Source organism: Haloferax elongans ATCC BAA-1513 (genome assembly GCF_000336755.1).
Lineage (GTDB): Archaea > Halobacteriota > Halobacteria > Halobacteriales > Haloferacaceae > Haloferax > Haloferax elongans.
This window is the reverse complement of the sequence record NZ_AOLK01000021.1, coordinates 136,759-160,609: the sequence shown is the minus strand read 5'-3', so window position 1 is coordinate 160,609 and position 23,851 is coordinate 136,759. Positions and strand designations below refer to the sequence as shown.

Sequence of the window (23,851 nt, the reverse complement as noted above, 5' to 3'; positions counted from 1 at the left end):
CGGCAACTACCGCCGCGCCCACTGCAACATCCGCCCGTAGAACGGGTCGGATTCGAGCGCGTCCGCGTCGCCGACGAGACAGAGTGCCTTCTTCGCCCGCGTGAGAGCGACGTTGATGCGGCGGTGGTCCTCGAACAGCGGGCCGTCGAGGTCGCCGGTGGCGACGAACGAGACGATGATGACTTCCTTCGAAGAGCCCTGGAAGCGGTCCACCGTATCGACGGTCACGTCGGTTCGGCGAGAGATTTCAGCCACTTGCGCGCGGAAGGGTGCGATGACGCCGATGTCCTCAGGCGCGACGCCCGCGGATTCGTATGCGGCGACTATCTCTGCCACGCGGTCCGCTTCGGTCGGGTTCGTGTTGCCGACGCGACGCCCGTCGGGGTCGACGAACGAAACCGGGTCGGCGATGACTTCGGGGAGGTCGGTAGCGTCCACGTCGAGGTCGTGGAGATGCTGGGCCGCGACTTCCCCGGTCGCCGGGCGGAGCGCGCCATCGTAGAACTCCGCGGATGCGAACGCCTGAATGCGCTGGGACATCCGGTACTGGCGGTCCAGCATCACCGACGCATCCGGGTAGGTCTCGATGAGGCGCTGGAACAGCGAGGTCTGAAGGTCGTTTTCGGCGCGGACGACCGGCGGCAGTTGCTTGTGGTCGCCGACGAGAACGAACCGGTCTGCGAGGTTCACGGCGGCGAGCGTGCCGGGTTCGGTGAGTTGCGACGCTTCGTCCACGAGCGCCACGTCGAACGACTGTTCGCGCATCACGCGCGACCCGCAGGTGGCAGTCGTCGCGGCGACGACCGGCGCGTCGTGGAGCGCGCCTGCGAGGGTGTTCGGGTCGCCGCTTCGAGAGAGCCGAACGTCCTGCATGTCCTCGCGAACCCCGGTTTCGGTTCCGACACGGACGATATCCTCGAATCCTTGGTCGCGCAGGGCTTCGAGTGCGTTGTCCACGGCGCGGTTCGTGAAGGCCGACAGGAGAACGCGATTGCCGTCTTCGACGAGGGCGCGGATGGTCCGAGCGATGGTGTAGGTCTTCCCCGTGCCCGGCGGCCCGTGGATGAGTGCCACGTCGTCGGCGTCCACCGCGAGACTGACTGCCTCGTCTTGTTTCTCGTTGTTGTCGATGTAGGTCGTGTCTGCCGAGCGGTCCGAAAACTCGGGGTCGCGGCGGCCGAACAGCACGTCCTTGCGGTCGGGCGACCCCTTGAGGACAGCATCGTGGAGCGCGGTAAGGAGACGGTCGACGGTGAGTTCCGAGGGGTACACATCAAGGCGGCGCAGCGGGACCGGTTCGTCGGTCGTGACGACGACTTCCTCGCCGAGTTCGACGATGCGCGCGAGTTCGGCGTGGCCTTCCACCGGGTCGCCGTCGCTGGCGAGCGCAACGTCACCCGCGCGGAGTTTCGAGACGGCGTCGTCCGTCTTCTTCGCGCGGAGTTCCCACGTCCCGTCGGGGCGCTCCTCGCGGCCGAGGGGTTCGAGGCCGATAATCGCCCGGTCGTCGTCGGCGCGTTCGTCGGCGGTCTGTTCCCAGAGTTTGCGGTACTCGTCGTGGACCGCCCGGCGCTCTTCTTCGATGGCCCGGTAGAAGCGGTCGAAGTACTCGCGTTCGTCTTCGGGGACGGGCGTGCCGACAGCCCCGGCTTTCGATTCCTGTCCGAGGCGACCGGAGACGACCATACAGGTATCTTTCTCGAAGCAGTACTCGCACTTCGAGTTCGACTCGTAGCCCGTCGGCACCGACACGTCGTGTTCCATCGCCGCGATTTCGTTGCGGGTGCGGACGACGAATTCGAGGAGGCCGCGACCGATAGAGAAGTCCTTCGCGGGCGAGAGGTCACCCGACTCTTCGGTGCGGTCCAGCGTCGTGTTCTTGGTGTACAGAAGCGTCCCCGTATCGACCGGGACGCCCCGCTCGTCGAGGATGAGCGCGTACGCCGCTGCCTGAATCTTGTCCTGGAATCGCGGGTCGCGGTTGAGGTTCTTCCCTGTCTTGAGTTCGACCGGTGCGCCCCGGCGGAGGGCGTCAGCGCGTCCTTTGATGCCGAACGTCGGCGAGATGAGAGTGTACTCCGAACGCCACTCGTCTTCGTCCGTGAGGACGCCCTGTGAGAGCCACCCTTCGATGGCCGCAGCGTTGCGCCGGACCTCGTCTGCGACTTCCTCGACTTCGCGGCCGAGAAGACCGAGTTCCAGCCCGCGTTCTTCGATGCGTTCGTCGATGGAGGAGTCGAGGTCGCGGCCGCGGAGCAGGTCGCCGAACACGTCGTGGACGATGGTCCCTTTGACCACGGGGTAGTTCAGCGGGATGCCCGAGAGTTTGTTCAGGTAGTACATCCGCGAGCACTGCACCCACGAGCGAATGTCGGTCACGTCGACGAGGAAGTCGGGTTCGACGACGACGAAGGAGTCGCCGGAGGTGGCGTAGGTCGTCTCACCGCGGTACTCAGATTCCTCCACGTCGGTGACGAGCAGGTCCATGCCCGGTTCGGCGTGCTCGGCGGCGTGGGTCCACTTCCCCCAGAGCGTGACGGTCAGTGGGTCGGCCGTGCCGCGTTCTGGGCGGAGCGTCACTTCGGCCAGCGACCGCTCTCCGTATTGCGTTTCGACCTCCCGTGGCTCGCCGACCTCGACGACCGGACCGCGAAGGTTCACGTCGAATTGCTCGGTGAGGCGCGGGCAAATAGGCGTCGGTCGTTTGACCGCGATGGCCTGTCGTTCGACACCGCCGCAACCGTCACGTTCTTTCTCTCCGCACCGATATGACCACGTATGCGGGTTAGAGATTGGCAAGACATCCTTTCGGACGTCGTCGACGACGGTCGCAACCCGGACGACTGGCGGGCCGTGGCCGGAGAGCGACGCGGCGGAATCGGCGAGGACCTCTATCTCGGCCATCCGAGTGCCGGTGTCTACCACCTCAAGACCTACGCGAAGAACCCCTACGACGTTCGCGGGGTCGGAGCGCGCGTCGCCCGTCGTATCGACGACGGCCTCGACTCGCTGTTTCCACACCGCGAGCGTGACGAGGACACCGGCCGGTTCGGTGTCCAGCGCCCACCGGAAGACGAGTCGCAAGCGAAGTCGATGGCGACCCGCCTCGAAGAGACGGTGAAGGTGCACGCAGAGGCACCGACGACGCCCGACGATTTCTTCACCGACGTGATGGAAGCGCTCGATAGCCCCGCGTTCGGACCGATGGACTACGAGTTCGACAACCGGCCCGACCGCCTCGACGACCTCTCGGCGGAGTTCACAGACGCCGACGACCTGCTCTCGTCGGAACTCGACGACCTCATCGAGACCGACGAAGTTGGCCGCGGATTCCACTGACGCGCCTCGGTTCGGCGTTCATCTCGAAACAACTCTTTCCGGCGAGCCCGCGGTTTCAAATCGTCCGAGAGCCTACGTTTCCAACATGTACGATTCGTCCACAGACACGTTGTCGGTCTCCCCGCTGGACGACCCGGAGGACCAATGGTCGGACCGAGCCTAAGCGACGAGGAGACCCGTCTCGCGAACAACCGCCTCAAACTGGGACTCATCGCGCTCGTCGGCGTCTCCTCCGGCCTCATCGCAGTGACCGCAGATGCGACACTCGTTCAAGCGGGCCTCGCCACCATCGCCGGACTCGTCGTCGGATGGCTCCTGACGCGATACATGGCGCAGTGGGGTCGCGAGTTCACCGACGTCAATCGTCGTCGGTGACTCCTATTTCTGACATTCAAAAATCATGTCAATTGTACAATTAGTACACAGAATCGTAAACAAAACAAAACGTGTGCCAAAGAATCGCAGACTATATATTACTCCCATGAGGACAATTTTTCGCCGGTAACCAGGGCAGGGGCAACGACCTGGTTCTACACCGGATGCCTCGTGGGGTTCCAGGATTGGGCTCCTGGAACAGCACGGGGCCCTACCCAAGGTGCGTGCGCGAACCGAACGACGTTCGGCTCTCGGGTGCGCATTTCTGATGGAGTTGCAGTCTCCTCAGGGCGACACCCGTGCGATCCATCGCTCGGGCGCGTCCAATTCTGCGTCTGTCGGCAGGTTCTCTGGATGGTCCCAAACACGCGAAGCGGCCGCGAGGCCGCGCTCGTCAGCGACTGCCTCGAAGAATCGAGCGCCGCGTTCGTACTGTCGTCGCTTGAGTCCGAGCCCAAGGAATCTGCGAGCCAGTTTTGCGACGGGGCCGCCACCGCGACGACGTTCGTCGAGCTTTCGGCGCAGGTCTTCGTACTCGTCGTCGAACGCGCGGTCCATCAGAAGCTCCGCGTAGCCTTCGACGGCTGTCATCGCCGTATCGAGTTCCCGGAACGCCTCTCGGTCGAGGTCCCCCTCGACGAGTGCGTCGATACCGCGTTCCATCCGCGATTCGAGGTGGGTCGAGAGCCACGGTGCAGCGCCGAACTCCGCGGCGTGCGAGACTTCGTGGAACGCAATCCAGCGGCGGAATCGCGGGTAGTCGACGTCCAGTGAGTCGGCGACCCGGCGGATGTTGGGATGGACGAAGTAGAGACCGTGGTCGTCGTTGTCGGCGAGAAGCAGCGGGTCGTACTGCCCGAGGACGTTGTTTCCGAGGAACGAGAGGACGAGTGCGAACGTTCCGGTGTTGACCGCGCGGGTGAGTCCCGGCAGGAACACCGGGCCGTGTTCCTCGAAGGGGACCATGACCCGACGGAACGTTTCGACGTTCGCGTCGATCCAGTGGTGGCGGTTCTGAACCTCGACGACCTCGGGGACCTCGAAGTCGACAGCGGCGACGCGCCGGAGTCTGTCGCGGGCGTCGCGAACGTCGGTCGCGTAGCCGTCGCGCTCGTCAGCCGACAAGTCTATCGACCCTGGGTCGACTGAGGCTTTCGCGGCTTCCCCGACCGCGTCCCAGTCGATGGTGCCTGTCCCAGTCGCCGAGGCGTCCGCGACCGCTCTGACGCTCCGGAAGAAGTTCATACGGGAACGTGGGCGTCACCGGCCAAAACGCTTCGGACGAGCTACAAAACGGTCAGCAGAGACGAACGTCCTGCCTGGCGTGCCCGCTAAAGATTAGGCGCCCTCTCGCGTTAGGTCTGTATGGCCCGAACCATCGACCACTGTGTGTTCGGTGGTCTCGAACTCTACGACCTTCGGACCGCCGCCAACGACGTGGGGCTCACACCGACCTACGGCGGCGAACACAGCACTGGGACGACACACATGGCTGTCGTTCCCTTCCCGGATGGCTCGTATCTCGAACTCATCGCACCAACGCTCGGCACCGACGCAGAGAACGCTGACTTCTGGCCGACACACCTCGCTACGTCCGCCGGCCCCACCGCGTGGTGTGTGGACGTCGACGACGTGAGAGAAACGTCAAAGGCAGCTATCGACGCCGGGCTCCCCGTCGACGGACCGCACGAAGCCGCCCGCGAACGACCGGACGGGCGACTGGTCGAGTGGGACATGTGTTTCGAGGGCGACGACTGGCGGCTTCCGTTCACCATTCGAGACCGGACACCGCGGGAGTACCGCGTTCCGAGCGCCGCACCGAACACACCGGTTCGCGGTCTACAGACAGTTATCGTCGCAACTCGCGACCGCGACGCGACTGCGGAGTTGTTCGCCCGCCGACACCGATACGCTTCGCCAGTCGAGATTAATGGCCCGTTTTCGAACTTCGCTGTGCTGCCTGGGTCGCCCGTCGCACTCTGCGAACCCGGCGATGGCGTCCTCGCCAAGCGAGTCGAAGAAGTCGGCGAGGGGCCGTGTGCGTTCCTCGTCGGCGTCACCGACCTCGATAGAGCGCGCCAGTCGCTCTCGCTCGGTGGCGAACAACGCTACAGCGACCGACGGATGGCGTGGTTCGACCACGAGTTGTTCGACGGGCGGTTAGGCGTCGTCGAACTGGCCTAGCGCCGCTGGAGTGCGATTTCAGTCACGCTGCACAGTTGTTCGGTCCGAGTTCGAGTTCCGTCGCTTCCTCCTCGCCCGTCACTGTCTCACGGCCGGTGTTGATGGCGATGACGCGCTCGTAATTCGGCGGTTTCTCCGGCGTGTCGTCGACGATTCGGTGGACAAACGTCTCTTCGTCCATCGACAGGAGGTCGAGGTCGCGGCGGAGTTCGCCGAGCATCGCACTCACGAGTTCACCCGGGCTGGCAACGCCGTAGACACCCTCAGAATCGACCGAGACGTGACCGGGGAGAATTCGCGTATCGTCGGGTAAGGTGAGAATTGACTCGTGGAGTGTCTCGTAGAGGAGTTTTGCCCCTGTCGCCGCATCCGCGTCACCAGACTGCGTTTGAGGGCCTGTCGATGGGGCCTCGGCAACCTCCCCGAACTGGAGTTCGGTCCGACCGACCGATTCAACGAAGAGTGTATCCCCGGTCAGGAGGTAGCGACCATCCACGAGGTAGTTCATCATGTCCGAGGTGTGCCCCGGCGCGTATCGCGCCTCGATGTCCACGTCGACGAGTGTAATCGTGTCGCCCTCGTCGAGTGAGACGAACTCAGAGGCGACGTCTCTGTCTGCTGCGTGGCTGCCGAGATAATACGGAACGTCGAGCCTGTCAGCCAGCGCCCGACCGCCAGAAATGTGGTCTGCGTGGACGTGCGTGTCGAGGACGCCAGCGATGGTCAACTGTTCGTCCGCAGCGACGAGTTCGAACTCGTGGTGCTGTCTCGTCGCGTCTACGACGACAGCCTCGCCAGCCGACCGCGCCCCCACGACGTAGCCGAGACACCCCTTCGCGCGACGCTGGACCTGCGCGATAAACAGTTCGTCATCGTCTGTCTCGACTTCGACCACCTCGTAGAGCTTGCTCCAGTCTTCCATTCCGCCCTTGACGACTGAGACGTCGTCGTATCCACGGCGTCTGAGTTCGAAGCCCAGTGATGTCGAAGAGAGTCCTTTCCCACAGATAGTGACGAGTTGACCCTCTGCAGCGAGTGCTTCGACTCGCTTCCAGTCCCATCCTTCGCCGAGACCGTCGATGGGGTGGTAGGGGACGTTTACCGCCCCCTCAATGTGCCACGCATCGAAGCTCTCCGGCGGCCGGGTGTCGACCACAGTGAACGATTTCCCGGCGTCGAGGTCGGCCGCGAGTTCCTGAACCGTGAGCTGATGGAGGAGTGTTCCCATAGATTGACGTATGTGAACAGCACCCAAAACAGTTTGCGGCGATGGTTCTCAGGAAGACAGCTATCGCGAGCCGACACCGTCGCTCGGCGCGTGAGTGGTCAGAAAAGGTCGGTCTGAAACGGGCGACCCGTCTTACAGTTCGGCCTCGAAGTCTTCGAGGGCGTAGACGGTGTCGGTACCGCGGCGGTCGAGCGTCTCGTTGGCGAGAAGCCAGTAGACGACCGACAGTGCGCGGCGACCCTTGTTGTTCGTCGGAACGACGAGGTCAACGTTCGAGGTCTGGTTGTTGGAGTCACACATCGCGATGACAGGGATGCCGACCGTGATGGCCTCCTTGACCGCTTGTGCGTCTCCGATGGGGTCGGTGACGACGACCACGTCGGGTTCGATGTAACCGGCGTAGTCCGGGTTCGTCAGCGTTCCGGGGATGAAGCGACCCGTGCGGGCACGGGCGCCGACTGCGTCGGCGAACTTCTCTGCCGGGAACCGACCGTACTGGCGGGAGGACGTGACCAGAATCTGCTCGGGACTGTAGTTCGCGAGGAAGTCCGCGGCGGTGCGGATTCGCGAGTCCGTCTGGCTCACGTCGAGGACGTACAGACCGTCGTCACGGACGCGGTGGATGAACCGCTCCATGTCCTGGGTCTTCTGCTGGGTACCGATGTGGACACCGGCGGCCAGGTAGTCTTCGACCGGGATGAGCAGGTCGGCGTCTTCGTCGGGCATGACGTCCTCGTCGAAGGCCGGTTCCTGCGCTGCTTCTTCAGCCTCGGCAGCCTCGTCGGCCGCCTCGGCGGTCTCTGCTGTCTCGTCTTCGGTGGCGGCCTCGTCGGTGACCGTCTCGGCGACCTCTTCGGCCTCCGTCTCGGTTTCCTCGTCGACGACCTCCACCGCGTCGTTGTCGTTGTCGCTCATGCTGCGTCGTCCGCGATGCGGATGAGTTCGTTCAGCTTTGCAGTTCGCTCGCCCTGGACCGTGCCCGTCTTGATGAACGGTGCGTCGGTCGCAACGGCGAGGTGTGCGATGGTCGTGTCTTCGGTCTCACCAGAACGGTGCGAGATGACGGCGTCCATCCCGTTTCGAGACGCCAGTTCGACGGCGTCGAACGCGTCCGAAAGCGTCCCAATCTGATTCGGCTTGATAAGGATGGAGTTCGCAGCGCCCACGTCGATTCCCTCGGAGAGGCGGTCGACGTTGGTCACGAAGAGGTCGTCACCACAGATGAGTGTGCGGTCGCCCACACGGTCTGTGAGTTCCGCGAAGCCCTCGTAGTCGTTCTCGTCGAGGGGGTCTTCGACGTAGACGAGGTCGTACTCGTCGACCATTTCGGCCACGTAGTCGATCTGCTCGTCGGGCGTCTTCGTCTCGTCTCCGTAGTGGTAGACGCCATCTTCGAACATCTCGGAGGCTGCGATGTCGAGTCCGAAGCGGATCTCGAAGCCGAGGTCGTCCTCGACGTCGGAGACCGCTTCGTCCATAATCTCGAACGCCTCTTCGTCGGAGACGGCAGGTGCCCATGCACCCTCGTCACCCTTTGCGGCAGGAATGCCGCGTTCATCGAGAATCTCGGACGCACGGGCGTGAACCTGTGCGTTGGCGAAGACTGCCTCGGAGACACTCGGCGCGCCGACCGGCGCGGCGAGGAACTCCTGGATGTTCGTCGCTTCCTTCGCGTGTTCACCGCCACCGATGACGTTCCCGAGCGGTGTCGGGAAGTTCTCACCGCGGAAGGCACCACCGAGGTGCTGGTACAGCGGGGCACCGAGCACGTCGGCTCCAGCCTTGGCGGCAGCCATCGAAATCGCGACGGCGCTGTTGGCACCGATTTCCGAGAAGTCCTCGGTTCCGTCAGCACCACGAAGTGCGGCGTCGACCTCACGCTGGTTCCCGGCGTAGACCTCGTCTACGAGTCGGGGGACGGCGTGACGGCGTGCAGCCGCAATCGCTTCCGTCGGGGGAAGTTCGATTGCTTCGTACTCGCCGGTGGACGCCCCACTCGGTGCCGCAGCGCGACCAAACCCACCGGATTCGGTGAGCACGTCGGCTTCGACGGTCGGGTTTCCACGGGAATCGAGCACACGGCGTAGGGATACGGATGTGATTCGAGTCATGTTCTTACTGACCCTCTCGTTTTACGGTGAACGGAAGGACTCCTGCGTCGTACTCCTCAGCCGCGATTAATATCGGTTCGGTCTGATCGCTCTCGACGAGCACAGGCGCGCCGTAGGAGACCTGCAGCGCACGTGCACCGAGTATTCGGGCCTTCTCGTATCGGTTGTACCGTTGCATCATTGGTAGGGTGACACGACGTCGACGAGGTCCTTGTGCGATACCATCATCCGCCGGCAGCAGGCACGAGTGACTCCAAGGTCGTCGAGGACGTCTGCGGGGTCCTCGTCGCCCTCGCGAGCACGGGCCTTGAATTCGTCCCAGTGTTCGCCGATCACTTTGCCGCAGGTGAAACACCGGACGGGAATCATCATGGGTTGATCACCTCAGCGGTAAGACTTCTGGTAGCGAGCGCGCGCGCCTGGTCCGCCCCACTTCTTGGGTTCGGACTGGCGGACGTCGTTAACCAGCAGCGAGCGGTCGAAGTCCATGTACGCGTCGCGAAGCTCCGCGTCGTTGAGATGCTGCACCAGCCCACGCGCGAGCGCGGTTCGGACTGCGTCGGCCTGACCGGCCACGCCGCCACCGCTGACACGCACGTCGATGTCGACCTTCGAGCGGAGGTCCTCACCTGCGATGCGGAACGGTTCCAGCATCTTCAGGCGGGCCATCTCCGGTTCGACCAGCTCGACCGGCTGGGAGTTGATACGGACTCGCCCTTCGCCCTCGCGCACGGTGGCGCGGGCGATGGCGGTCTTCTTCTTCCCTGACGTGTTCGTTACCATGTGACGTTAGCACCCAGCTTCTCGGAGACCTCTCCGAGAGAGATGAACTTGATGTTCGACAGGCGGTCCAGCGAGGTGTCGTCGAGCATCTCACCGTCTTCGTCGAACGGATTGCCGACGTAGACGCGGATGTTCGAGAACGCCTCGCGCCCGCGGGGCTTCTTGTACGGAACCATCCCGCGGATGGCACGCTTGAAGATGCGGTCGGGACGCTTCGGGTAGTACGGACCCTGGTCCGAACCGATTTCGGCCCGCTTGCGGTAAACGCCCATCACGTCGTCTTCCGACCCAGTGATGACGGCGTCTTCCGCGTTGATGACGGCGACCTTCTCGCCTGCGAGGGAGCGCTGTGCAACCTCGGAAGCGACGCGGCCCATGATGCAGTTTCGTGCGTCGACGACAACGTCGGCGTCGAATTCTGCGAGGCTCATCGGATCACCCGTACGTTGGACCCTTCGGGGTTCTGTTCAGCGAGTTGTTCCAGTGTCACGGTGTCGCCGACCTGCTCGATCTTCTTTCGAGCGGTGGACGAGAAGTCCACGGCCGCGACTGTGACGTTCTTTTGCAGCACACCGCTACCCAGCACTTTGCCGGGCACGACGACGGTTTCGTCTTCCTGAGCGTATCGTTCGATACGACCAAGGTTGACTTCCGCGTGGGTGCGCCGTGGCTTTTCGAGACGGTCCGCGACATCCTGCCAGACGTTGGCACCGGACTCACGCGAGACCGCCTTCAGCTCGGCGATGAGACTGTTGAGTCTCGGGTTCGTCTTACTCATTGTCTACCTCCAGAGAGAAAGCGGAGTGCAGGGAGCAGGATTTGAACCTGCGGACTCCTATGAGACAGCGCCCTGAACGCTGCGCCGTTGGCCAGACTTGGCTATCCCTGCACGCATTCCGCTCTACTTCATGCCCCGTAAAAACACCTTCGGTCCGACCCGGTGCCGTGGTGCGGTCGCACGCCGTGTGTGTGGCGAGTGCGGCCGCTCCCGGGCGGGGCGAACGTCGGTGTGTGTACGGGGCAGTATTCATACTTATAGTGCGACCTTCTCTTCGAGCTCAGCAGCGCGGTCGCCAATCGAGGCGACGGCGCGCGTAACCAGCTCGTCGACGGTGAAGGAACCGTCCGTCTCCACGCTGAAGACGAAAGCACCCGGCACGTCGTGCACTTCGACGTCCTTGCCGGGGTACCGCTTCGTCAGGTCGTTCCCGAACTCATCGGTGACGACGAGGTCACCGTCTTCGGCGTCCTCGTCGGCTGCGTGTTCCGCCGCGGCCTCTTCGATGACGCCGCGAAGGATGTTCGGTTCCTGCTCATCGAACTCGCCAGCGTCGCCGACGACCTCCACGCGCTGGAGGTGTCGGTAGCCGACGGAGACCCCACCCTGATTTCGGGCGTGGTCCTTCCCGTAGCCGAGGACTGCGTCAGCCTCGAATTCGAGGCGCTGGCCTTCCTTCAGCTCGATGATTGGGACGTTTTCGTCCGCTGGGACGACCATGTCGTCTGCAGACTCGATGTCTCCAGAGTACGCGGTCGCAGGCCCATCGACTTCGAGCGCGACGGTGACAGAGTCACCAGGCTCGAACTCGTCGAGGGGCGTGGTCAGCGGAACCAGACCGAGGCGAAGCCCGATCATCTCGTCGAACATCACCGACGTGTTCTCCACGAACCGAACGGTTTCGATGGAGAACGTCGGCACGTCGGCGATCATCGCCCGGCGGATACCGTTGGCTAGCGCCGGGGTCAGACCGCGCGCGACGAAGCGGGCGCGTCGGTCTTCGCGTTCGATGAACTCGACCTCGAAGTCGTCTGCCATTGTGTGTTAGAGTCGGCTGTTTTTCGGCGCGCGAGTCCCGTCGTGCGGGATCGGCGTCACGTCCTCGATGCGACCGATTTCGAGACCGGCACGGGCGAGGGCGCGAATCGTTGCCTGTGCGCCGGGGCCGGGGCTCTTGTTTCGGTTGCCACCGGGACCACGGACGCGAACGTGCAGGCCCGAGATGCCAGCCGCCTTAATCTGGTCGGCGACGCTCTCGGCCATCTGCATGGCCGCGTACGGGGATGCCTCGTCACGGTTCTGCTTGACGACGGAACCACCGGACGACTTGACAATCGTCTCGGCGCCCGTGATGTCAGTGACCGTGATGAGCGTGTTGTTGAACGATGCGTGTACGTGGGCGATTCCCCACTTGTCACCGGATTCTGCTTCGCTCATTCTTGGGCCTCCGCGCGCTCAGGGTGCAGTTCGTCCGAGAGCGGCGACGTTTCGTCGAAGCTCACGGCGTCTTCTTCGTCGACTTCGACCTTGCGGGACGGGACGGTGATACGAGCGCCGTCAATCGTCACGTGTCCGTGGACGATGAACTGACGGGCCTGCTGCGGGGTCTGTGCGAGACCCTTGCGGTAGGCGACCGTCTGGAAGCGGCGTTCGAGAATGTCCGTCACGTCGAGACGCAGCGTCTGGGAAATGTCGTCTTCCGCAGACAGAATGCCGTAGCGGCGCAGGCGCGTGATGAACTCGTCACCGAGCGCCTCTGCCTCTTCGACGTCACCCTGGGCCTCACCGAGGAGGCGACGTGCCTCACGGCGGATGTTACGCAGTTCGGACTGCGCACGCCAGAGTTCTTCCTTGGTCGAGAGACCGTAGCGAGACAGGAGGTCGGCCTCCTGAGCGATACGCTCGCCCTGGAACGGATGGTTGGGTGTCTCGTAGAACTTAGTGTTGTTTCCGGTCGTCATTCTTCAGCCTGCGCCTCCTTGATCTCCTCGACGTTGACACCGATGGTGCCTTCGGTACGTCCAGTGGACTTCGTCCGCTGGCCGCGAACCTTCTGGCCGCGCTGGTGTCGAACGCCCTTGTAGGAGCTGACCATCTTCATGCGGTTGATGTCGTGACGCCGCTTTTCTTCGAGGTCCGACCCGGTGATGTGGGCCGTCTCGCCGGAGTAGAAGTCACGCTGTCGGTTGACCATCCACTCTGGGACGTGTTCCTCGAAGTTCTGGACGACATCGACGACGGAGTCGATCTCGTCTTCGGGAAGTTTACCGAACAGTGCCGTTCGGTCAACATCCGCGGCGTCGGCGATAATGCGCGCTGTGCGCTTGCCGATACCCTTCATGTCTGTCAGGCTTCGCTCCACCGTCTTCGTCCCGTCAAGGTCGGTCTGACCAATTCGGATGAAGTAACGGAGGTCCTCACCCTCCTCCGGAGAGCTATCCTGTGGTTCTTCTGCACTCATGACTTGGAAAGTCGTGTTGTGAGCGTTGCGGCGGGGATTCGAACCCCGGGGGCTTGACGCCACTGAGTTAGCAACCCAGCGCCTTGGGCCAGGCTTGGCTACCGCAACACTGCGTTCGTGTTATTTTCGCCCATTCGGACTCGGGGCCGACGCCCCTACAGCGATTGCATGCGATACGAGACGTGGGCATTACTTAAACATCACGAAAGGGAGCTGTCGTGGGACTGCCGGAGACCGCCACGCTCGCGGCTGTTTTGCGGTGTGCTATGATTGCTCACCAAAATCATAACACAATCGATTACGTATTCGGTGCAATGAGTTCCTCAGACTCGACTGCCACGCCGACAAAGCCCATCCGCATCGAGACCGCCGACGAATTGGACGCGCTCGTTGCCGACCACGACCGTGTGCTGCTCGACATCTACACCAAGGGGTGTACGCTCTGTCAGAGCATCGAACCGGTGCTCGGAACGGTCGCCAAAGCGACCGACGTGGTCGTCGCGATGATAAACCCGCAGACCGACATGACGATTGCTGAGCGCTACAGCATTCGGAGTGTTCCGACGCTCCTCCGATTCGACGACGGCGAGCTAGTCGGGCGACTCGACGACGGGTTCCAGGGTGCGCAAGCAATCATCGACTTCGTCGAAAACGAAGCAGAATAGCAGCCTGAGCGGGTCGCAGGTTCGATTCACGTGGTCGAGACGGGAGAAGAGAAATACCAGGACGCCTTAGAGGTCGAGGTCGACGTCCGAGGTCGCCACGTCACCTGGTTGGCCGTCGATGGGCATCACGTGGTCGAGAAGGAAGTACACCGACTTCCGCATGGCCTCTGCGGACTCGGGGCGCGTCTGCGTGACGCGCATGTCGAGCGTGCGGAACAGGAACGCCATCAGATTCTCGGCCATCATCTCAGCGTCCATCTCGCGGTAGTTTCCGGCATCTATCTCCCGTTCGATGAGCATCGTGACGGTTTCAATCATGTACGACTCCATCTCACCGAACTTCTCGCGGTAGTCCTCATCGTGGAGGGTCTGTGTTCGGAGTTCGAAGATGACTCGCTGGAAAACTTCCAGTTCGTCTATCTCGGGTTCAGTCGCCCCCTCACACGGTTCGTCGTCTGAGGGCAGCAGGTAGCCGACGAACTTCCGTATCTCCGCGTCGGGGTCGTCAGCGTGGCGGTCTATCGTGGCGATGTAGAGGTCGATAACGTAGTCGAGAAATGCCAAGAGCAGTTCGTCCTTGTTCTCGTAGTGGTAGTACAGAAGTGACGTGCTCTTGTCGAACTCCGTGCCGATGTTCTGTATCGAAAGGTCTGCGTAGCCGTGTTTAGCGAGCGCGTTGAGCGTGGCGTCCATAATCGCCTGCTCCGTCTCGCTTCGTCCAGTGTCGATTCGGTCTTCGTGCATAGTGTGTGAATCCTGTATGTTCAGTCGTCAGTCGGTTCGTCGAGGCGAGTCGTACACCAGTGACAGAAGTCGAGGTCGGCGTCGACCTCGCGGCCGCACTGCGGGCACGCCACCGATTCGGTATCGTCGTCAGTCAGCACGCCGGACGGCTCGGAAACCTGCTTCAGGCCGATGAAGAACGCGTCGACGACGCTCATCAGGCTCACCGAAAGCACCGGAAGGATGTCGGTCAGTGGGGGGAGCGTGCCACTTCCGTTCGCCGCGTTCGACAGGGCCGTGACCGATTCTGTCGGGACGAACAGCATCAGGACAGCAAACGACAGCGCGACCCAAAGCAGGGCACGCCGCCAGCGCCGCAGATAGAGATGGCCGAGGCCAGTAATCGCGAGACCGAGTATCGCGGCGAGCCACGGGCGAACCTTCGTCAGTTCAGACATGGTTGCATTCGGTTGGTTCTGAGTCATGAGCGTTCCGTTCGTATATCGGAGGTCTGTGTGGTGGGCTAGTTAGCGTGCGATTCGGACGGCAGTGGGTGGTCAGCGTGCGATTCGGGCGTGTGGGGGGCAGGGCAGGAGCAACCGACCTGCGAGACAGGGCGGTTGGTGTGGGGTGTTCGCCGAGTCGACGTGACGCGGCGAACGTGGGCTGTTCGGATGGCGATTCGGTCGGTGGGCATTAGTCTGCGGTGGCCGCCGAAGCGGTCGATTCTGGACTGGTCAGTTGTTCCCAGACGACGATTGTCGGTGGGGTGACGACCAGCGCCGCGAGATACGAGTAGAAGATACTCATCGCGGTCACGACACCGAACTGACCGAGGACGGGCGTGATAGCGATAGCCAGCACACCCAGTCCGGTCGTGGTGGTGAGCATACTCCCGGTGAGTGCACCACCAGTCCCGCTGACGGTCAGCCGAAGCGCCTCGTCGAGGTCCTGTCCGGTGTTGTACTCGTCGGCGAATCGGTGGACGACGTGAGCAGAGTAGTCGATACCCAACCCGATAGCGATAGACAGGATGGTCGCTGTCAGAGCGTTCAGCGGGATACCGAAGTATCGCATCGACCCCGCGAGGAACCCGAGTGACACCCCGATTGGGACGAGGTTGACCACACCGAGTGTCCACTGGCCTTCGAGGACTTGGTAGATGAACACGAGGAAGACCGCCGTCGCGAGGAGGGCGACCGTGAGACTCTCGATGGCGGACATGAAGATGGTGTCCGAGACGGCCTTGAACACGACTGTGTTCCCCGTCGCCGTCGCGTCCATGCGGAGTCGGTCAGCGACGACTTTCCCGTCTGCGACGATTGCCTTCTGTTCTGCGTCACCCTCGACAGTGTAGACGATGCGCGTCGCGCGGTAGTCTTCGGTGAGGTACGACGATGCCTGTCCCGAGACGGGAGAGGCCATCAACTCGTCGTATATCGTCTCGAGATTGTCGTCTGGAACGCCGTTTCCGTCAGCGTCGTTCCGGTCGACGAGGGCCGCGAACTCAGGGTCTTGGGCCGCGTAGTTCTGAATAACCGTGACGATACTCGTCGTCTCGGCGCGGCGGTCCTCCTCGACGAAGGTCTCAGGCGGGTCCTCACCCGCGCGATGAATCATCTCTAGCGATGAGTCTTCCCTGAGTTGTCCTTCGACGTACAGTGTGACGCTGTCACCTTGCGTACTCTCGAAGTTGTCTTCGAGGTAGTTGATGTCGCGCGTGACCGTGTACACGCCGGGCTTGAACGGTTCAGGAAGTTGCTGAAGGTAGCCTGCTTGCTCTTCCGGTGGGAGGAAGTCTTCCTGTGAGAACGACGTGTCGACGCCGGTCCCGTACGCACCGGCAGCGACAGTCGAGAGGAGCACGACCACGAGGAAGGCACGCGGTGCGGTACGTCCGATAGTGACGCCGACCGAGAGCACACGGGCGAGGGCACCGCCCTCACTTCCGAGCGGTGTGGACCCGAACGCCGGAACCCCGTACTTGTGGCGGAGTTGGTCGACGTAGAGCTTGGCCGCAGGGAGGAACACACCGAAGACGAAGAACGTAAACAGGATACCGACCGCCGCGACGAGACCGAAGTCGCGGATGGGCGCGAGGTCACTCGTGACGTTCGCGAGGAACCCGAGCACTGTCGTCCCGGTGACGATGAAGAACGCAACCGAGAGCTGTCGGACAGTCGTCGCCATCGAGGGAACCGGCTCGACGTCTTTCACCCGCTCTTCGCGGTAGCGATTCACCGCGTGGAGGCCGAAGTCGATACCGACCGCCAAGAGGAGCGGCGGCACCGAGATGAGCATCTGGCTGAACGGGATGCTTGCGAGACCCATGAACCCGAACGTCCAGATGACCGCCATCACGAGCGAGACGACGCCCAAGAGCAGGTCGATAGGGTCGCGGTAGGCGATGACCAGGAAGCCGAAGATGAGAAGCACCGCCGCCGGAACGACGAGCAACAGCGAGTCGGAGATGACGTTGCTCAGTTCACTGGAGATGATACCGCTACCGAACACGCGAATGTCGCTGTCGGCAGTGGTAGCCATCGACTGAATCTCGGTTTGAATCCCGGTCATCGGGCTCGTCCCGGACGTCCCTGCACTCGACGAGATACCGGGAACCTCGTGGCTGACGACGCCGATAGTCGACGAGGCACGGACCGACTCGCGGTTGAAGTCGTCGCTCAGGAGCGACGCTATTTGCGGGTTCGCCGTCGCTTTCTTCGCTGCGGCGCGAACCTCAGACGGCGACGCCGATTCGAGCGCGTCTATCTGCTGGTCGAGCGTCTTCGCGGAGGGGTCGAGCGTCTGTGCGACCGTCGAGGCGACGCTCGACGCCGAGGTAGCGCGGAGATGCGACCGGTCCATGATGCGTTCTTGTAAGCGCAACATGTCGAGCATCGCCGGCTTCGAGAGGACGTTCGAGTCCTGTTGGATGAGCTGTGTACTCCCGCTGCTCGTTTCGAACGGGGGCGAGAACTCGCGGTCGACGTCGTCGAGTGCCTCCTGTGCGGGCGAGTTATCGGTGAACTGCGAGGTCCCAGCGTCGGTCGAGATGTTCCCGAGGCCGGCCCCGAAGATGAGCGTCGCCACGAAGAACAGGGCGACAACCCTGCCGGGGTTCGTGACGATGAACTCGCCGAGGCGGTCGACGTACACTTCGTAATCAATCATGGTGGGGGAGTGGAAGGTCGATTACCGCCGGTACCAGAGGAAGCCAACGACGCCGAGACCGGCGACGACGAGACCACCGACGAGCGGCATCGAAAGGCCGCCGCCGCGCGTCGATTCAGTGACCGTCATGGCCACAGGGTACGAGTCGGAGAGTTTGCGCTCACCGTCTTCGTTTTCGTACTCGAAGTCGATGTCGAACGAGTAGGTCTTCGGGTTCGCAGACGAACTGGCGCTCAGTCCGAGCGTAATCTCCGTGGTGTCGCCGGGGCCGAGTTCTTCGATGAAGGCAGTCTCGTCCGTGAGCGACAGCGGACTGTCGGCGAACGCCTTGGCGTCGATGTTGCGGAACGTCTCGTCGCCGTTGTTGGTCACGACGAGCGTCACCGTCTCTGAGTTACCCGCTTCGAGCGAGCCGTTCTTGACCGAGACGTCGAAGAGGTCCTGCTTGGGCTTCACCTCGGCGTTCATCAAGAGCGCGTCGGAGCGCTGGGTGTCGCCGTCGACGTTGCGGTACTCGACGGTGTAACTCAGTTGACGCTGCCCGGCGTCTGCCGAGTCAGTCACTTCGATAGAGAACGAGAAGTCACTCGACTCGCCCGCTTCGAGCGTGCCGAGGGCGTACTCGGTCTCTTTGATGTTCGTGTTCGGAGACTTCGAGGAGACGACGACGACGGCGTCACTGGCCGTCTGCGGACCGTCGTTGGTGATGGTCCCGGAGACGGTGGTCTCGCGGCCGACACGAAGGGTCGAATCGGTCGCTTCGAGCGAGAACGACTGTTCGGCCATCGGAGTTACGCCAGTCGCGAGGTTCTTCGACTTCTTCGGGATGCCGTCTTCGTTCTCGTAGTTGACGACCGCCGAGAGCGAGTACTGCTGGACTGCCGCAGACGAGGCGACGCCGGTCTCGAATTCGAGGCTGCGCGTCTCGTTGACGGCCCATTCACCGGCGTAGCGGCTGGCGGTGGACGCCTGTCCGAAGGTGACTTCGGCGTTCTGCGAGGTCAGCGAGACGGACGAATCGAAGGCCGTCTGGCTGCCGACGTTGCGCATGGTGACAGTGGTCGTTCCGCTGCCACCGACCTGCGCGGTGGTATCAACGGAGACGACTTCGAATCGAGGCGCTTCCTCGATGACGACAGTGACCGGAATCTTGGTCGTCGTCTCTTCTTCGTTCTGGACGTCACCGTTGTCACGGACCGATTCGTCGTACTCGTACTCGGCGACCATCGTCATCTCGTAGGTCCCGGGCGTCGCGTTCTCGTTGACTGAGACGGAGAACGTCGCGTCACGCTGGGTCGCGTGCGGGATGTCGCCGACGGGGAGCGTCGCCGTGTTCACTTCGAGCGGTGCCTCACCGTCTTCGAGAGTGAGCCTGACGTTGCGCGCGGAACGAACCTTCGCTTCGAGTTTATTGCGTTGTTGGTCGCTCAGCGAGGCAGAACTCTCTGACGAGGAGAACTTTCGGTACTCGGTGTCGCCGCCGTAGTTCGTGACGACGACGTCGAGCGACGTCTCCTGACCGGGGACGAGTTTGTTACTTGGAGCGTATCCTTGGAGATTCGGTTCGCCGACGATACCGGCCATCGCTGGACTCGGAATCGCGACCAGGACGACCAGCAAGACAACGAGTGTTCGTGAAAATTTCATGGGGTGTGGGACTGAGAGGTGTGGGGAGGTTCGTAGCGTTCAACGGGTATGTGTGGTGGTTGAGGGGGGATTCGGGGTGCGTTGATACACGCTCGAACTGAGTCATCGACCCAGTTGACTGAACGTACAATCAACACCAGCTACTGTGGACTGAGGTCATATAAATTGAACGAAACTTCAAAAAATCTATTCAGGATTTATTCCTTCGAGATAACGACGATACATGTACACACAGACTGCCGATAGCAACGTTGAGAAAGCGAAGTAACAGGAGTTCGGCAAACGCGCGCCGGTCAGGCACCGATGTACTCTTCGTTGACGACCCAGTCGCCGTCGTCGTCGCGGACGAGATACTCGCCGTAGTACGGCACCCTGTTAGCGACGACTTCTTCGAAGGTTTTTCGAATCTCCTCGCGGGTCATCTCGCCCATCGAGCGCAGGTCGTCGTTCCGGTTCAGACACCCCTTAAGGTATCCTTCGTGCGTGACGCGCACGCGGTGGCAGTTCGCGCAGAACTCGGGGTTCTCGACAGGGTCGACGATTTCGACCATTCCCTCTCCGACGTGGTAGCGTCGGCGATGGTGCATGTCCCGACGCTCGGTCTCGTCGGCGATGTCGTCGAGCCATCCGTGGACGCGGTCGATATCGATGTTCCACTCGGGTCGCCCGGTGAGTTCGGGCATGTACTGGATGAGTTGGAGTTGGAGGCCCTCGTTCTCGGCGACGTACTCGACCATCTCCTCGACGTATCCGGCGGTGTGGGTGAACACGACCATGTTGAGTTTGACGGGCGTGAGACCGGCGTCGACAGCCGATTTTACGCCGTCCATCACCTTGTCGTACGCGCCGGATTTCGTAATCTCGGCGAACGCCTCGGGGTCGAGGGCGTCCTGCGAGACGTTCACCCGAGAGAGACCGGCGTCGACGAGGTCTTCGGCGCGACCGGAGAGGAACGTCCCGTTGGTCGTCAGCGACGTCTCCATGGAATCGGGCGTCCGGCGGAGTATCTCTTCGAGGTCGGCGCGGAGCATCGGCTCGCCGCCGGTGAACTTCACCTTCTCGACGCCGTATTCCTCGACGACTTCGAGAAACCGAACCACGTCGTCGGCGCTCATCTCCGAGTCGGAGGGGTCCATCGGCCCGCGCGTGTCGCCTAACCCCTCGTTGTGGCAGTAGACGCAGTCGAAGTTACACCGGTCTGTCAGCGAGACACGGACACCGGTTACCTCTCTCCCGAAGTCGTCTGCCAAGACCATGTGTCGAACACTGGGAGTGTACGTTGATAAATTCGCTGTCGGTAGTGCGCCGGATGTAATCGCTTGTAGTTACCTTCGCCAGAACTCCACGGTGTTCGCGTCCACCGCGTACAGCCAGTGGGGAGTCGTATAGTAAACGACTCCATCAGCGACTGCAGGCGAGCATCTGGACTCACTCGCCCCCAACCGACGTTTGGGTGCTGCATCAAGCAGTGTTCCCGTCTCTCTGTCGAGTGCGACGAGCGTCCCGTACTCTCCGTCACTGGTGTAGACGATATCGCCGACCACAACAGGAATACCCCACCCGGCAATCAAGCCGTGTTCGTCGTCAATCCAGTCGATTTTCGACGCCCCATCACTTGCATCTCTGAACGCGCGCCACCGCTCGTCGCCGGTCTCAGCATCGAGAGAGAGTAGATACCGGTCACTGGAGAGATAGAGTGCGTCACCGTCGTGAGATATCCCACGGCCGGGCCACGCACCGCCTACCGACCGGTTCCATACCGTTTCGCCCGTCGTGGCGTCGAGAGCGTACAGTCGATAGTCGTCCGATTCAGCATCGGTGGCGACAAAGGCGACCCCATTACGCACCGTCACCGGCGTGTCTGCAGGTATCTCCCGTTTCCACAGTACCGACCCGTCAGTGGCATCGAGAGCGACGACTGCACTCTGCCAAAACGAGACGAAGACCGTCCCATCTGCTGCTGTCGGGCTAAACGTCCTGTCGGACACGTACTTCTCCGGTGTAAACCGCCACACCAAGCTTCCGTCCTCGGTATCGACTGCAAAGACTCCTTCCAAGCCAGCGGATTCTCCCTCGTCGCCGCCGGTAGTAGACCCGTAGGCACCGGTGTACGCCACACCATCGACGACTATGGGGTGGCAGGTGTCTCCGAAGTCAGGGCCAGTGTTCTCGAAGACCCACTGTTCGCGTCCGTCGAAATCGAGTGCCCGGAGGCCGCGGAACGTTTGGAGATAGAGCGCATCCTCCGTCGCCGTGAGCGAATCACCGTACCGACGGTTTTGTTCGGGCGTGTAGCGCTCTATCGACCGGGACCAGTGCTTCTCGCCGGTACTGGCGTCGTAGGCGCTGAGAAACGTCTCAGCTACCTCGCCGCTTAGTCCCCCGACTATCGAGCCGAGATACACCGTGTCGCCAACGACGACCGGAGACGTCTTGTTCCAGTCGCCGGGAAAATCCGCTTTCCACCGGCGGTTGAGTGGTGGCTTCGGTCCAGACACGTCTTCGGGTGCACCTGTGCGGGCGGCATCGTAACCGCGGGTCGGCCACGACCCAGTGATTGTCGCGAACCGATTCGTTTCCGAACAGCCGGCTATCCTGACGAGCGAGGCTGCACCAACCGTGGCGAGGAATTTCCGCCGAGAACTATCGGGGACAGAACCGTCAGCGTTCGAGGAGGGCATTCGTGTTGATATAACAACACTTCCTCAAATTCTTTCCCCTCGGCAGCAGTGACAGCAGCAGGATATCACAGGCACTCCCCGACACCGGCTTACAAAACCCTTATCGGCCACACCGCCGGATGAACGGGCATGGACGAAGCCGACGTACGCGACCTCCTGCGTGCGGTCGAGGACCCCGAACTCGGAGACGACATCGTCTCGCTCGGACTGGTGAACGCCGTCGAAGTCGATGGCGACACCGCCCGCATCTCGCTCGCGCTCGGGGCACCGTACTCCCCGTCGGAGACGACAATCGGTCGTCGCATCCGCGAAGTGCTTTCGGACGAAGGGCTGGAGGCCGACCTCACTGCCAAGATTCCGACCGACCGCGACCCCGACGAGGAAGTCCTCCCGGGAGTCAAGAACATCATCGCCGTCGCGTCCGGAAAGGGTGGCGTCGGCAAATCGACCGTCGCGGTCAACCTCGCGGCCGGGCTGTCGAAACTCGGTGCGCGTGTCGGTCTGTTCGACGCCGACATCTACGGACCGAACGTCCCGCGGATGGTCGCCGCCGAGGAAGCACCGCAGGCGACACAAGACCAGACTATCGTCCCGCCGGAACGCTACGGGATGAAGCTCATGTCGATGGCGTTCCTCGTCGGCGAGGACGACCCCGTTATCTGGCGCGGGCCAATGGTCCACCAACTCCTCACGCAACTCGTCGAAGACGTGGAGTGGGGAAGCCTCGACTACCTCGTTCTCGACCTCCCGCCGGGAACGGGCGACACGCAACTGACGATTCTCCAGACGCTCCCACTCACCGGTGCAGTCGTCGTTACGACCCCGCAGGACGTCGCGCTCGACGACGCGAACAAAGGACTGCGGATGTTCGGCAAGCACGACACGAACGTCCTCGGCATCGTCGAGAACATGAGCACGTTCCGCTGCCCGGACTGTGGCAATAACCACGATATCTTCGGCGCGGGCGGCGGCCGCGACTTCGCCGCCTCGAACGACCTGCCGTTCCTCGGCGCGCTCCCCCTCGACCCAGCGGTTCGTGAGGGTGGCGACGGCGGCCGACCAATCGTCCTCGAAGACGGGAACGAAACCGCGGACGCCTTCCGCGTGATGACCGAGAACGTCGCCGACATGGTCGGTGTCGTACAGCGCCGTCCGATTAGCAAGCAATGAGCGACGAGACACCCGCAGACGACCGGTCCAAGGGCGAGACGTCCACTGACGACGTGGACTGGGAGATGGCCCCTGACTCGGACGCCGAGTTCCCGAACGACCCCGAAAAGGTCGAGTTCATCCGCGAAATCGCCGAGGACATCTACGGCGAGTCCTCCGAGAGCAGGCAAGTTTCAGCCATCCTCTACCGCGTGAGCGACCTCTACGACCCCGAAGGCGATACGTCGCCCGAAGAAATCTACCTCAACGTCCGCCACATCATGGACATCAAGGCGCAGGGCGGACTCGACCGCTAATCGCGGTCGCAGCCGACCCCATCGCAGTCTGGTTCGCGACGCCATACCCCGCGTTGTTCGTCCTTTAGTTTCACTTGCAGTAGGTGCCAGAATCGTACGAATACGCCACCACCAAGGACGCAAGGTGTCGTGTCGTGTATTTTTACTTTCACTCTGCACCTGTGGCTCGTACTGTATGACGCTCTGTCGGCGCGTTAGAGACCGTATCTGAGAGAGTAACACAGCGCCGAACACGTTCT

At 62.4% G+C, this 23,851-nt stretch carries 26 protein-coding genes and 2 tRNA genes; 6 read left to right on the top strand and 22 right to left on the bottom strand.

Going from position 1 to position 23,851, the window contains the following annotated elements:
* Positions 1-6 precede the first annotated feature (6 nt).
* Positions 7-2,661, bottom strand: a complete 2,655-nt coding sequence (locus C453_RS13635) for an AAA domain-containing protein (RefSeq protein WP_008325225.1) — start codon at positions 2,659-2,661, stop codon at positions 7-9.
* A 117-nt stretch (positions 2,662-2,778) separates the two neighbouring features.
* Here C453_RS13635 and C453_RS13630 point away from each other — a divergent pair, with 117 nt between their 5' ends.
* Both C453_RS13630 and C453_RS13625 read left to right on the top strand, forming a co-directional pair.
* Positions 2,779-3,339, top strand: a complete 561-nt coding sequence (locus tag C453_RS13630; RefSeq protein ID WP_008325224.1) for a hypothetical protein — start codon at positions 2,779-2,781, stop codon at positions 3,337-3,339.
* A 144-nt stretch (positions 3,340-3,483) separates the two neighbouring features.
* A complete protein-coding gene (locus tag C453_RS13625) occupies positions 3,484-3,714 on the top strand; it encodes a hypothetical protein (protein WP_008325223.1) in 231 nt (76 codons plus the stop codon).
* A gap of 285 nt (positions 3,715-3,999) precedes the next feature.
* On the opposite strand, the gene C453_RS13620 is transcribed toward C453_RS13625, so the two are convergent.
* Entirely contained in the window at positions 4,000-4,959 is a 960-nt protein-coding gene (locus tag C453_RS13620) for a zinc-dependent metalloprotease (protein ID WP_008325222.1), read from the bottom strand.
* A gap of 120 nt (positions 4,960-5,079) precedes the next feature.
* Between C453_RS13620 and C453_RS13615 the strand changes: the two genes are divergently transcribed.
* On the top strand, positions 5,080-5,898 hold the full coding sequence (locus C453_RS13615; RefSeq protein ID WP_008325221.1) for a VOC family protein: 819 nt from the start codon (positions 5,080-5,082) through the stop codon (positions 5,896-5,898).
* 22 nt (positions 5,899-5,920) lie between these two features.
* Here C453_RS13615 and C453_RS13610 read toward each other — a convergent pair whose 3' ends face one another.
* From C453_RS13610 to C453_RS13545, 14 genes are all read right to left on the bottom strand, one after another.
* Positions 5,921-7,126 (bottom strand): MBL fold metallo-hydrolase, encoded by a 1,206-nt coding sequence (locus C453_RS13610; protein ID WP_008325220.1) that lies wholly within the window; start codon positions 7,124-7,126, stop codon positions 5,921-5,923.
* Between the two features lie 132 nt (positions 7,127-7,258).
* Positions 7,259-8,041, bottom strand: coding sequence for a 30S ribosomal protein S2 (gene rpsB, locus C453_RS13605; protein WP_007543521.1), 783 nt, complete (start codon positions 8,039-8,041; stop codon positions 7,259-7,261).
* Entirely contained in the window at positions 8,038-9,237 is a 1,200-nt protein-coding gene (gene eno / locus C453_RS13600; RefSeq protein WP_008325218.1) for a phosphopyruvate hydratase, read from the bottom strand. The genes rpsB and eno overlap by 4 nt, the downstream gene beginning before the upstream one ends.
* A 4-nt stretch (positions 9,238-9,241) precedes the next feature.
* The gene (locus C453_RS13595) at positions 9,242-9,418 is read right to left on the bottom strand and encodes a DNA-directed RNA polymerase subunit K (RefSeq protein ID WP_049907693.1); all 177 of its coding nucleotides are present in this window, start codon (positions 9,416-9,418) and stop codon (positions 9,242-9,244) included.
* On the bottom strand, positions 9,415-9,609 hold the full coding sequence (locus tag C453_RS13590; RefSeq protein ID WP_007543524.1) for a DNA-directed RNA polymerase subunit N: 195 nt from the start codon (positions 9,607-9,609) through the stop codon (positions 9,415-9,417). The genes C453_RS13595 and C453_RS13590 overlap by 4 nt, the downstream gene beginning before the upstream one ends.
* A gap of 12 nt (positions 9,610-9,621) precedes the next feature.
* Positions 9,622-10,020, bottom strand: coding sequence for a 30S ribosomal protein S9 (locus C453_RS13585; RefSeq protein WP_007543525.1), 399 nt, complete (start codon positions 10,018-10,020; stop codon positions 9,622-9,624).
* A complete protein-coding gene (locus tag C453_RS13580; protein WP_007543526.1) occupies positions 10,014-10,451 on the bottom strand; it encodes a 50S ribosomal protein L13 in 438 nt (145 codons plus the stop codon). The genes C453_RS13585 and C453_RS13580 overlap by 7 nt, the downstream gene beginning before the upstream one ends.
* Complete coding sequence (locus C453_RS13575) at positions 10,448-10,798, bottom strand: 50S ribosomal protein L18e (RefSeq protein WP_007543527.1); 351 nt, start codon at positions 10,796-10,798, stop codon at positions 10,448-10,450. Before C453_RS13575 ends, C453_RS13580 begins: the two co-directional genes overlap by 4 nt.
* A 26-nt stretch (positions 10,799-10,824) precedes the next feature.
* Positions 10,825-10,909 (bottom strand) — tRNA-Leu (locus tag C453_RS13570).
* A gap of 144 nt (positions 10,910-11,053) precedes the next feature.
* Positions 11,054-11,836: a DNA-directed RNA polymerase subunit D gene (locus tag C453_RS13565; RefSeq protein ID WP_007543529.1), complete on the bottom strand. Its 783-nt coding sequence runs from the start codon at positions 11,834-11,836 to the stop codon at positions 11,054-11,056.
* A gap of 6 nt (positions 11,837-11,842) precedes the next feature.
* Positions 11,843-12,235, bottom strand: coding sequence for a 30S ribosomal protein S11 (locus C453_RS13560; RefSeq protein ID WP_007543530.1), 393 nt, complete (start codon positions 12,233-12,235; stop codon positions 11,843-11,845).
* Positions 12,232-12,759, bottom strand: a complete 528-nt coding sequence (locus tag C453_RS13555; RefSeq protein WP_007543533.1) for a 30S ribosomal protein S4 — start codon at positions 12,757-12,759, stop codon at positions 12,232-12,234. Before C453_RS13555 ends, C453_RS13560 begins: the two co-directional genes overlap by 4 nt.
* On the bottom strand, positions 12,756-13,259 hold the full coding sequence (locus C453_RS13550) for a 30S ribosomal protein S13 (protein ID WP_008325213.1): 504 nt from the start codon (positions 13,257-13,259) through the stop codon (positions 12,756-12,758). Before C453_RS13550 ends, C453_RS13555 begins: the two co-directional genes overlap by 4 nt.
* Before the next feature lie 23 nt (positions 13,260-13,282).
* Positions 13,283-13,367, bottom strand: a tRNA-Ser gene (locus C453_RS13545).
* A 206-nt stretch (positions 13,368-13,573) separates the two neighbouring features.
* Here C453_RS13545 and C453_RS13540 point away from each other — a divergent pair.
* Entirely contained in the window at positions 13,574-13,924 is a 351-nt protein-coding gene (locus C453_RS13540) for a thioredoxin family protein (RefSeq protein ID WP_008325212.1), read from the top strand.
* Positions 13,925-13,990: 66 nt separating this feature from the next.
* On the opposite strand, the gene C453_RS13535 is transcribed toward C453_RS13540, so the two are convergent.
* The 6 genes from C453_RS13535 to C453_RS13510 all read right to left on the bottom strand — a co-directional run bounded on the left by C453_RS13535 (position 13,991) and on the right by C453_RS13510 (position 22,146).
* On the bottom strand, positions 13,991-14,668 hold the full coding sequence (locus C453_RS13535; protein ID WP_008325211.1) for a TetR/AcrR family transcriptional regulator: 678 nt from the start codon (positions 14,666-14,668) through the stop codon (positions 13,991-13,993).
* Between the two features lie 20 nt (positions 14,669-14,688).
* Positions 14,689-15,105, bottom strand: coding sequence for a zinc ribbon domain-containing protein (locus C453_RS13530; protein ID WP_008325210.1), 417 nt, complete (start codon positions 15,103-15,105; stop codon positions 14,689-14,691).
* Positions 15,106-15,343: 238 nt separating this feature from the next.
* The gene (locus tag C453_RS13525; RefSeq protein ID WP_008325209.1) at positions 15,344-17,818 is read right to left on the bottom strand and encodes an efflux RND transporter permease subunit; all 2,475 of its coding nucleotides are present in this window, start codon (positions 17,816-17,818) and stop codon (positions 15,344-15,346) included.
* Between the two features lie 21 nt (positions 17,819-17,839).
* The gene (locus tag C453_RS13520) at positions 17,840-19,465 is read right to left on the bottom strand and encodes a COG1361 S-layer family protein (RefSeq protein WP_008325208.1); all 1,626 of its coding nucleotides are present in this window, start codon (positions 19,463-19,465) and stop codon (positions 17,840-17,842) included.
* Between the two features lie 293 nt (positions 19,466-19,758).
* On the bottom strand, positions 19,759-20,721 hold the full coding sequence (gene moaA, locus C453_RS13515; RefSeq protein ID WP_008325207.1) for a GTP 3',8-cyclase MoaA: 963 nt from the start codon (positions 20,719-20,721) through the stop codon (positions 19,759-19,761).
* A gap of 69 nt (positions 20,722-20,790) precedes the next feature.
* Entirely contained in the window at positions 20,791-22,146 is a 1,356-nt protein-coding gene (locus C453_RS13510) for a PQQ-binding-like beta-propeller repeat protein (protein ID WP_008325206.1), read from the bottom strand.
* A gap of 129 nt (positions 22,147-22,275) precedes the next feature.
* On the opposite strand from C453_RS13510, the gene C453_RS13505 reads away from it, so the two are divergent.
* On the top strand, positions 22,276-23,316 hold the full coding sequence (locus tag C453_RS13505) for an Mrp/NBP35 family ATP-binding protein (protein WP_008325205.1): 1,041 nt from the start codon (positions 22,276-22,278) through the stop codon (positions 23,314-23,316).
* Positions 23,313-23,612 carry a hypothetical protein gene (locus C453_RS13500; protein WP_008325204.1) on the top strand — a complete coding sequence of 100 codons (300 nt, stop codon included), beginning with the start codon at positions 23,313-23,315 and terminating at the stop codon, positions 23,610-23,612. Before C453_RS13505 ends, C453_RS13500 begins: the two co-directional genes overlap by 4 nt.
* Positions 23,613-23,851: the final 239 nt, after the last annotated feature.

What these genes read in the sequence shown, in the direction of transcription:
- C453_RS13630 (WP_008325224.1), top strand. Translation starts at nt 2,779, where the DNA reads ATGCGGGTTAGAGATTGGCAAGACATCCTTTCGGACGTCGTCGACGAC.
- C453_RS13625 (WP_008325223.1), top strand. Translation starts at nt 3,484, where the DNA reads ATGGTCGGACCGAGCCTAAGCGACGAGGAGACCCGTCTCGCGAACAAC.
- C453_RS13620 (WP_008325222.1), bottom strand. Translation starts at nt 4,959, where the DNA reads ATGAACTTCTTCCGGAGCGTCAGAGCGGTCGCGGACGCCTCGGCGACT.
- C453_RS13615 (WP_008325221.1), top strand. Translation starts at nt 5,080, where the DNA reads ATGGCCCGAACCATCGACCACTGTGTGTTCGGTGGTCTCGAACTCTAC.
- C453_RS13610 (WP_008325220.1), bottom strand. Translation starts at nt 7,126, where the DNA reads ATGGGAACACTCCTCCATCAGCTCACGGTTCAGGAACTCGCGGCCGAC.
- rpsB (WP_007543521.1), bottom strand. Translation starts at nt 8,041, where the DNA reads ATGAGCGACAACGACAACGACGCGGTGGAGGTCGTCGACGAGGAAACC.
- eno (WP_008325218.1), bottom strand. Translation starts at nt 9,237, where the DNA reads ATGACTCGAATCACATCCGTATCCCTACGCCGTGTGCTCGATTCCCGT.
- C453_RS13595 (WP_049907693.1), bottom strand. Translation starts at nt 9,418, where the DNA reads ATGATGCAACGGTACAACCGATACGAGAAGGCCCGAATACTCGGTGCA.
- C453_RS13590 (WP_007543524.1), bottom strand. Translation starts at nt 9,609, where the DNA reads ATGATGATTCCCGTCCGGTGTTTCACCTGCGGCAAAGTGATCGGCGAA.
- C453_RS13585 (WP_007543525.1), bottom strand. Translation starts at nt 10,020, where the DNA reads ATGGTAACGAACACGTCAGGGAAGAAGAAGACCGCCATCGCCCGCGCC.
- C453_RS13580 (WP_007543526.1), bottom strand. Translation starts at nt 10,451, where the DNA reads ATGAGCCTCGCAGAATTCGACGCCGACGTTGTCGTCGACGCACGAAAC.
- C453_RS13575 (WP_007543527.1), bottom strand. Translation starts at nt 10,798, where the DNA reads ATGAGTAAGACGAACCCGAGACTCAACAGTCTCATCGCCGAGCTGAAG.
- C453_RS13565 (WP_007543529.1), bottom strand. Translation starts at nt 11,836, where the DNA reads ATGGCAGACGACTTCGAGGTCGAGTTCATCGAACGCGAAGACCGACGC.
- C453_RS13560 (WP_007543530.1), bottom strand. Translation starts at nt 12,235, where the DNA reads ATGAGCGAAGCAGAATCCGGTGACAAGTGGGGAATCGCCCACGTACAC.
- C453_RS13555 (WP_007543533.1), bottom strand. Translation starts at nt 12,759, where the DNA reads ATGACGACCGGAAACAACACTAAGTTCTACGAGACACCCAACCATCCG.
- C453_RS13550 (WP_008325213.1), bottom strand. Translation starts at nt 13,259, where the DNA reads ATGAGTGCAGAAGAACCACAGGATAGCTCTCCGGAGGAGGGTGAGGAC.
- C453_RS13540 (WP_008325212.1), top strand. Translation starts at nt 13,574, where the DNA reads ATGAGTTCCTCAGACTCGACTGCCACGCCGACAAAGCCCATCCGCATC.
- C453_RS13535 (WP_008325211.1), bottom strand. Translation starts at nt 14,668, where the DNA reads ATGCACGAAGACCGAATCGACACTGGACGAAGCGAGACGGAGCAGGCG.
- C453_RS13530 (WP_008325210.1), bottom strand. Translation starts at nt 15,105, where the DNA reads ATGTCTGAACTGACGAAGGTTCGCCCGTGGCTCGCCGCGATACTCGGT.
- C453_RS13525 (WP_008325209.1), bottom strand. Translation starts at nt 17,818, where the DNA reads ATGATTGATTACGAAGTGTACGTCGACCGCCTCGGCGAGTTCATCGTC.
- C453_RS13520 (WP_008325208.1), bottom strand. Translation starts at nt 19,465, where the DNA reads ATGAAATTTTCACGAACACTCGTTGTCTTGCTGGTCGTCCTGGTCGCG.
- moaA (WP_008325207.1), bottom strand. Translation starts at nt 20,721, where the DNA reads ATGGTCTTGGCAGACGACTTCGGGAGAGAGGTAACCGGTGTCCGTGTC.
- C453_RS13510 (WP_008325206.1), bottom strand. Translation starts at nt 22,146, where the DNA reads ATGCCCTCCTCGAACGCTGACGGTTCTGTCCCCGATAGTTCTCGGCGG.
- C453_RS13505 (WP_008325205.1), top strand. Translation starts at nt 22,276, where the DNA reads ATGGACGAAGCCGACGTACGCGACCTCCTGCGTGCGGTCGAGGACCCC.
- C453_RS13500 (WP_008325204.1), top strand. Translation starts at nt 23,313, where the DNA reads ATGAGCGACGAGACACCCGCAGACGACCGGTCCAAGGGCGAGACGTCC.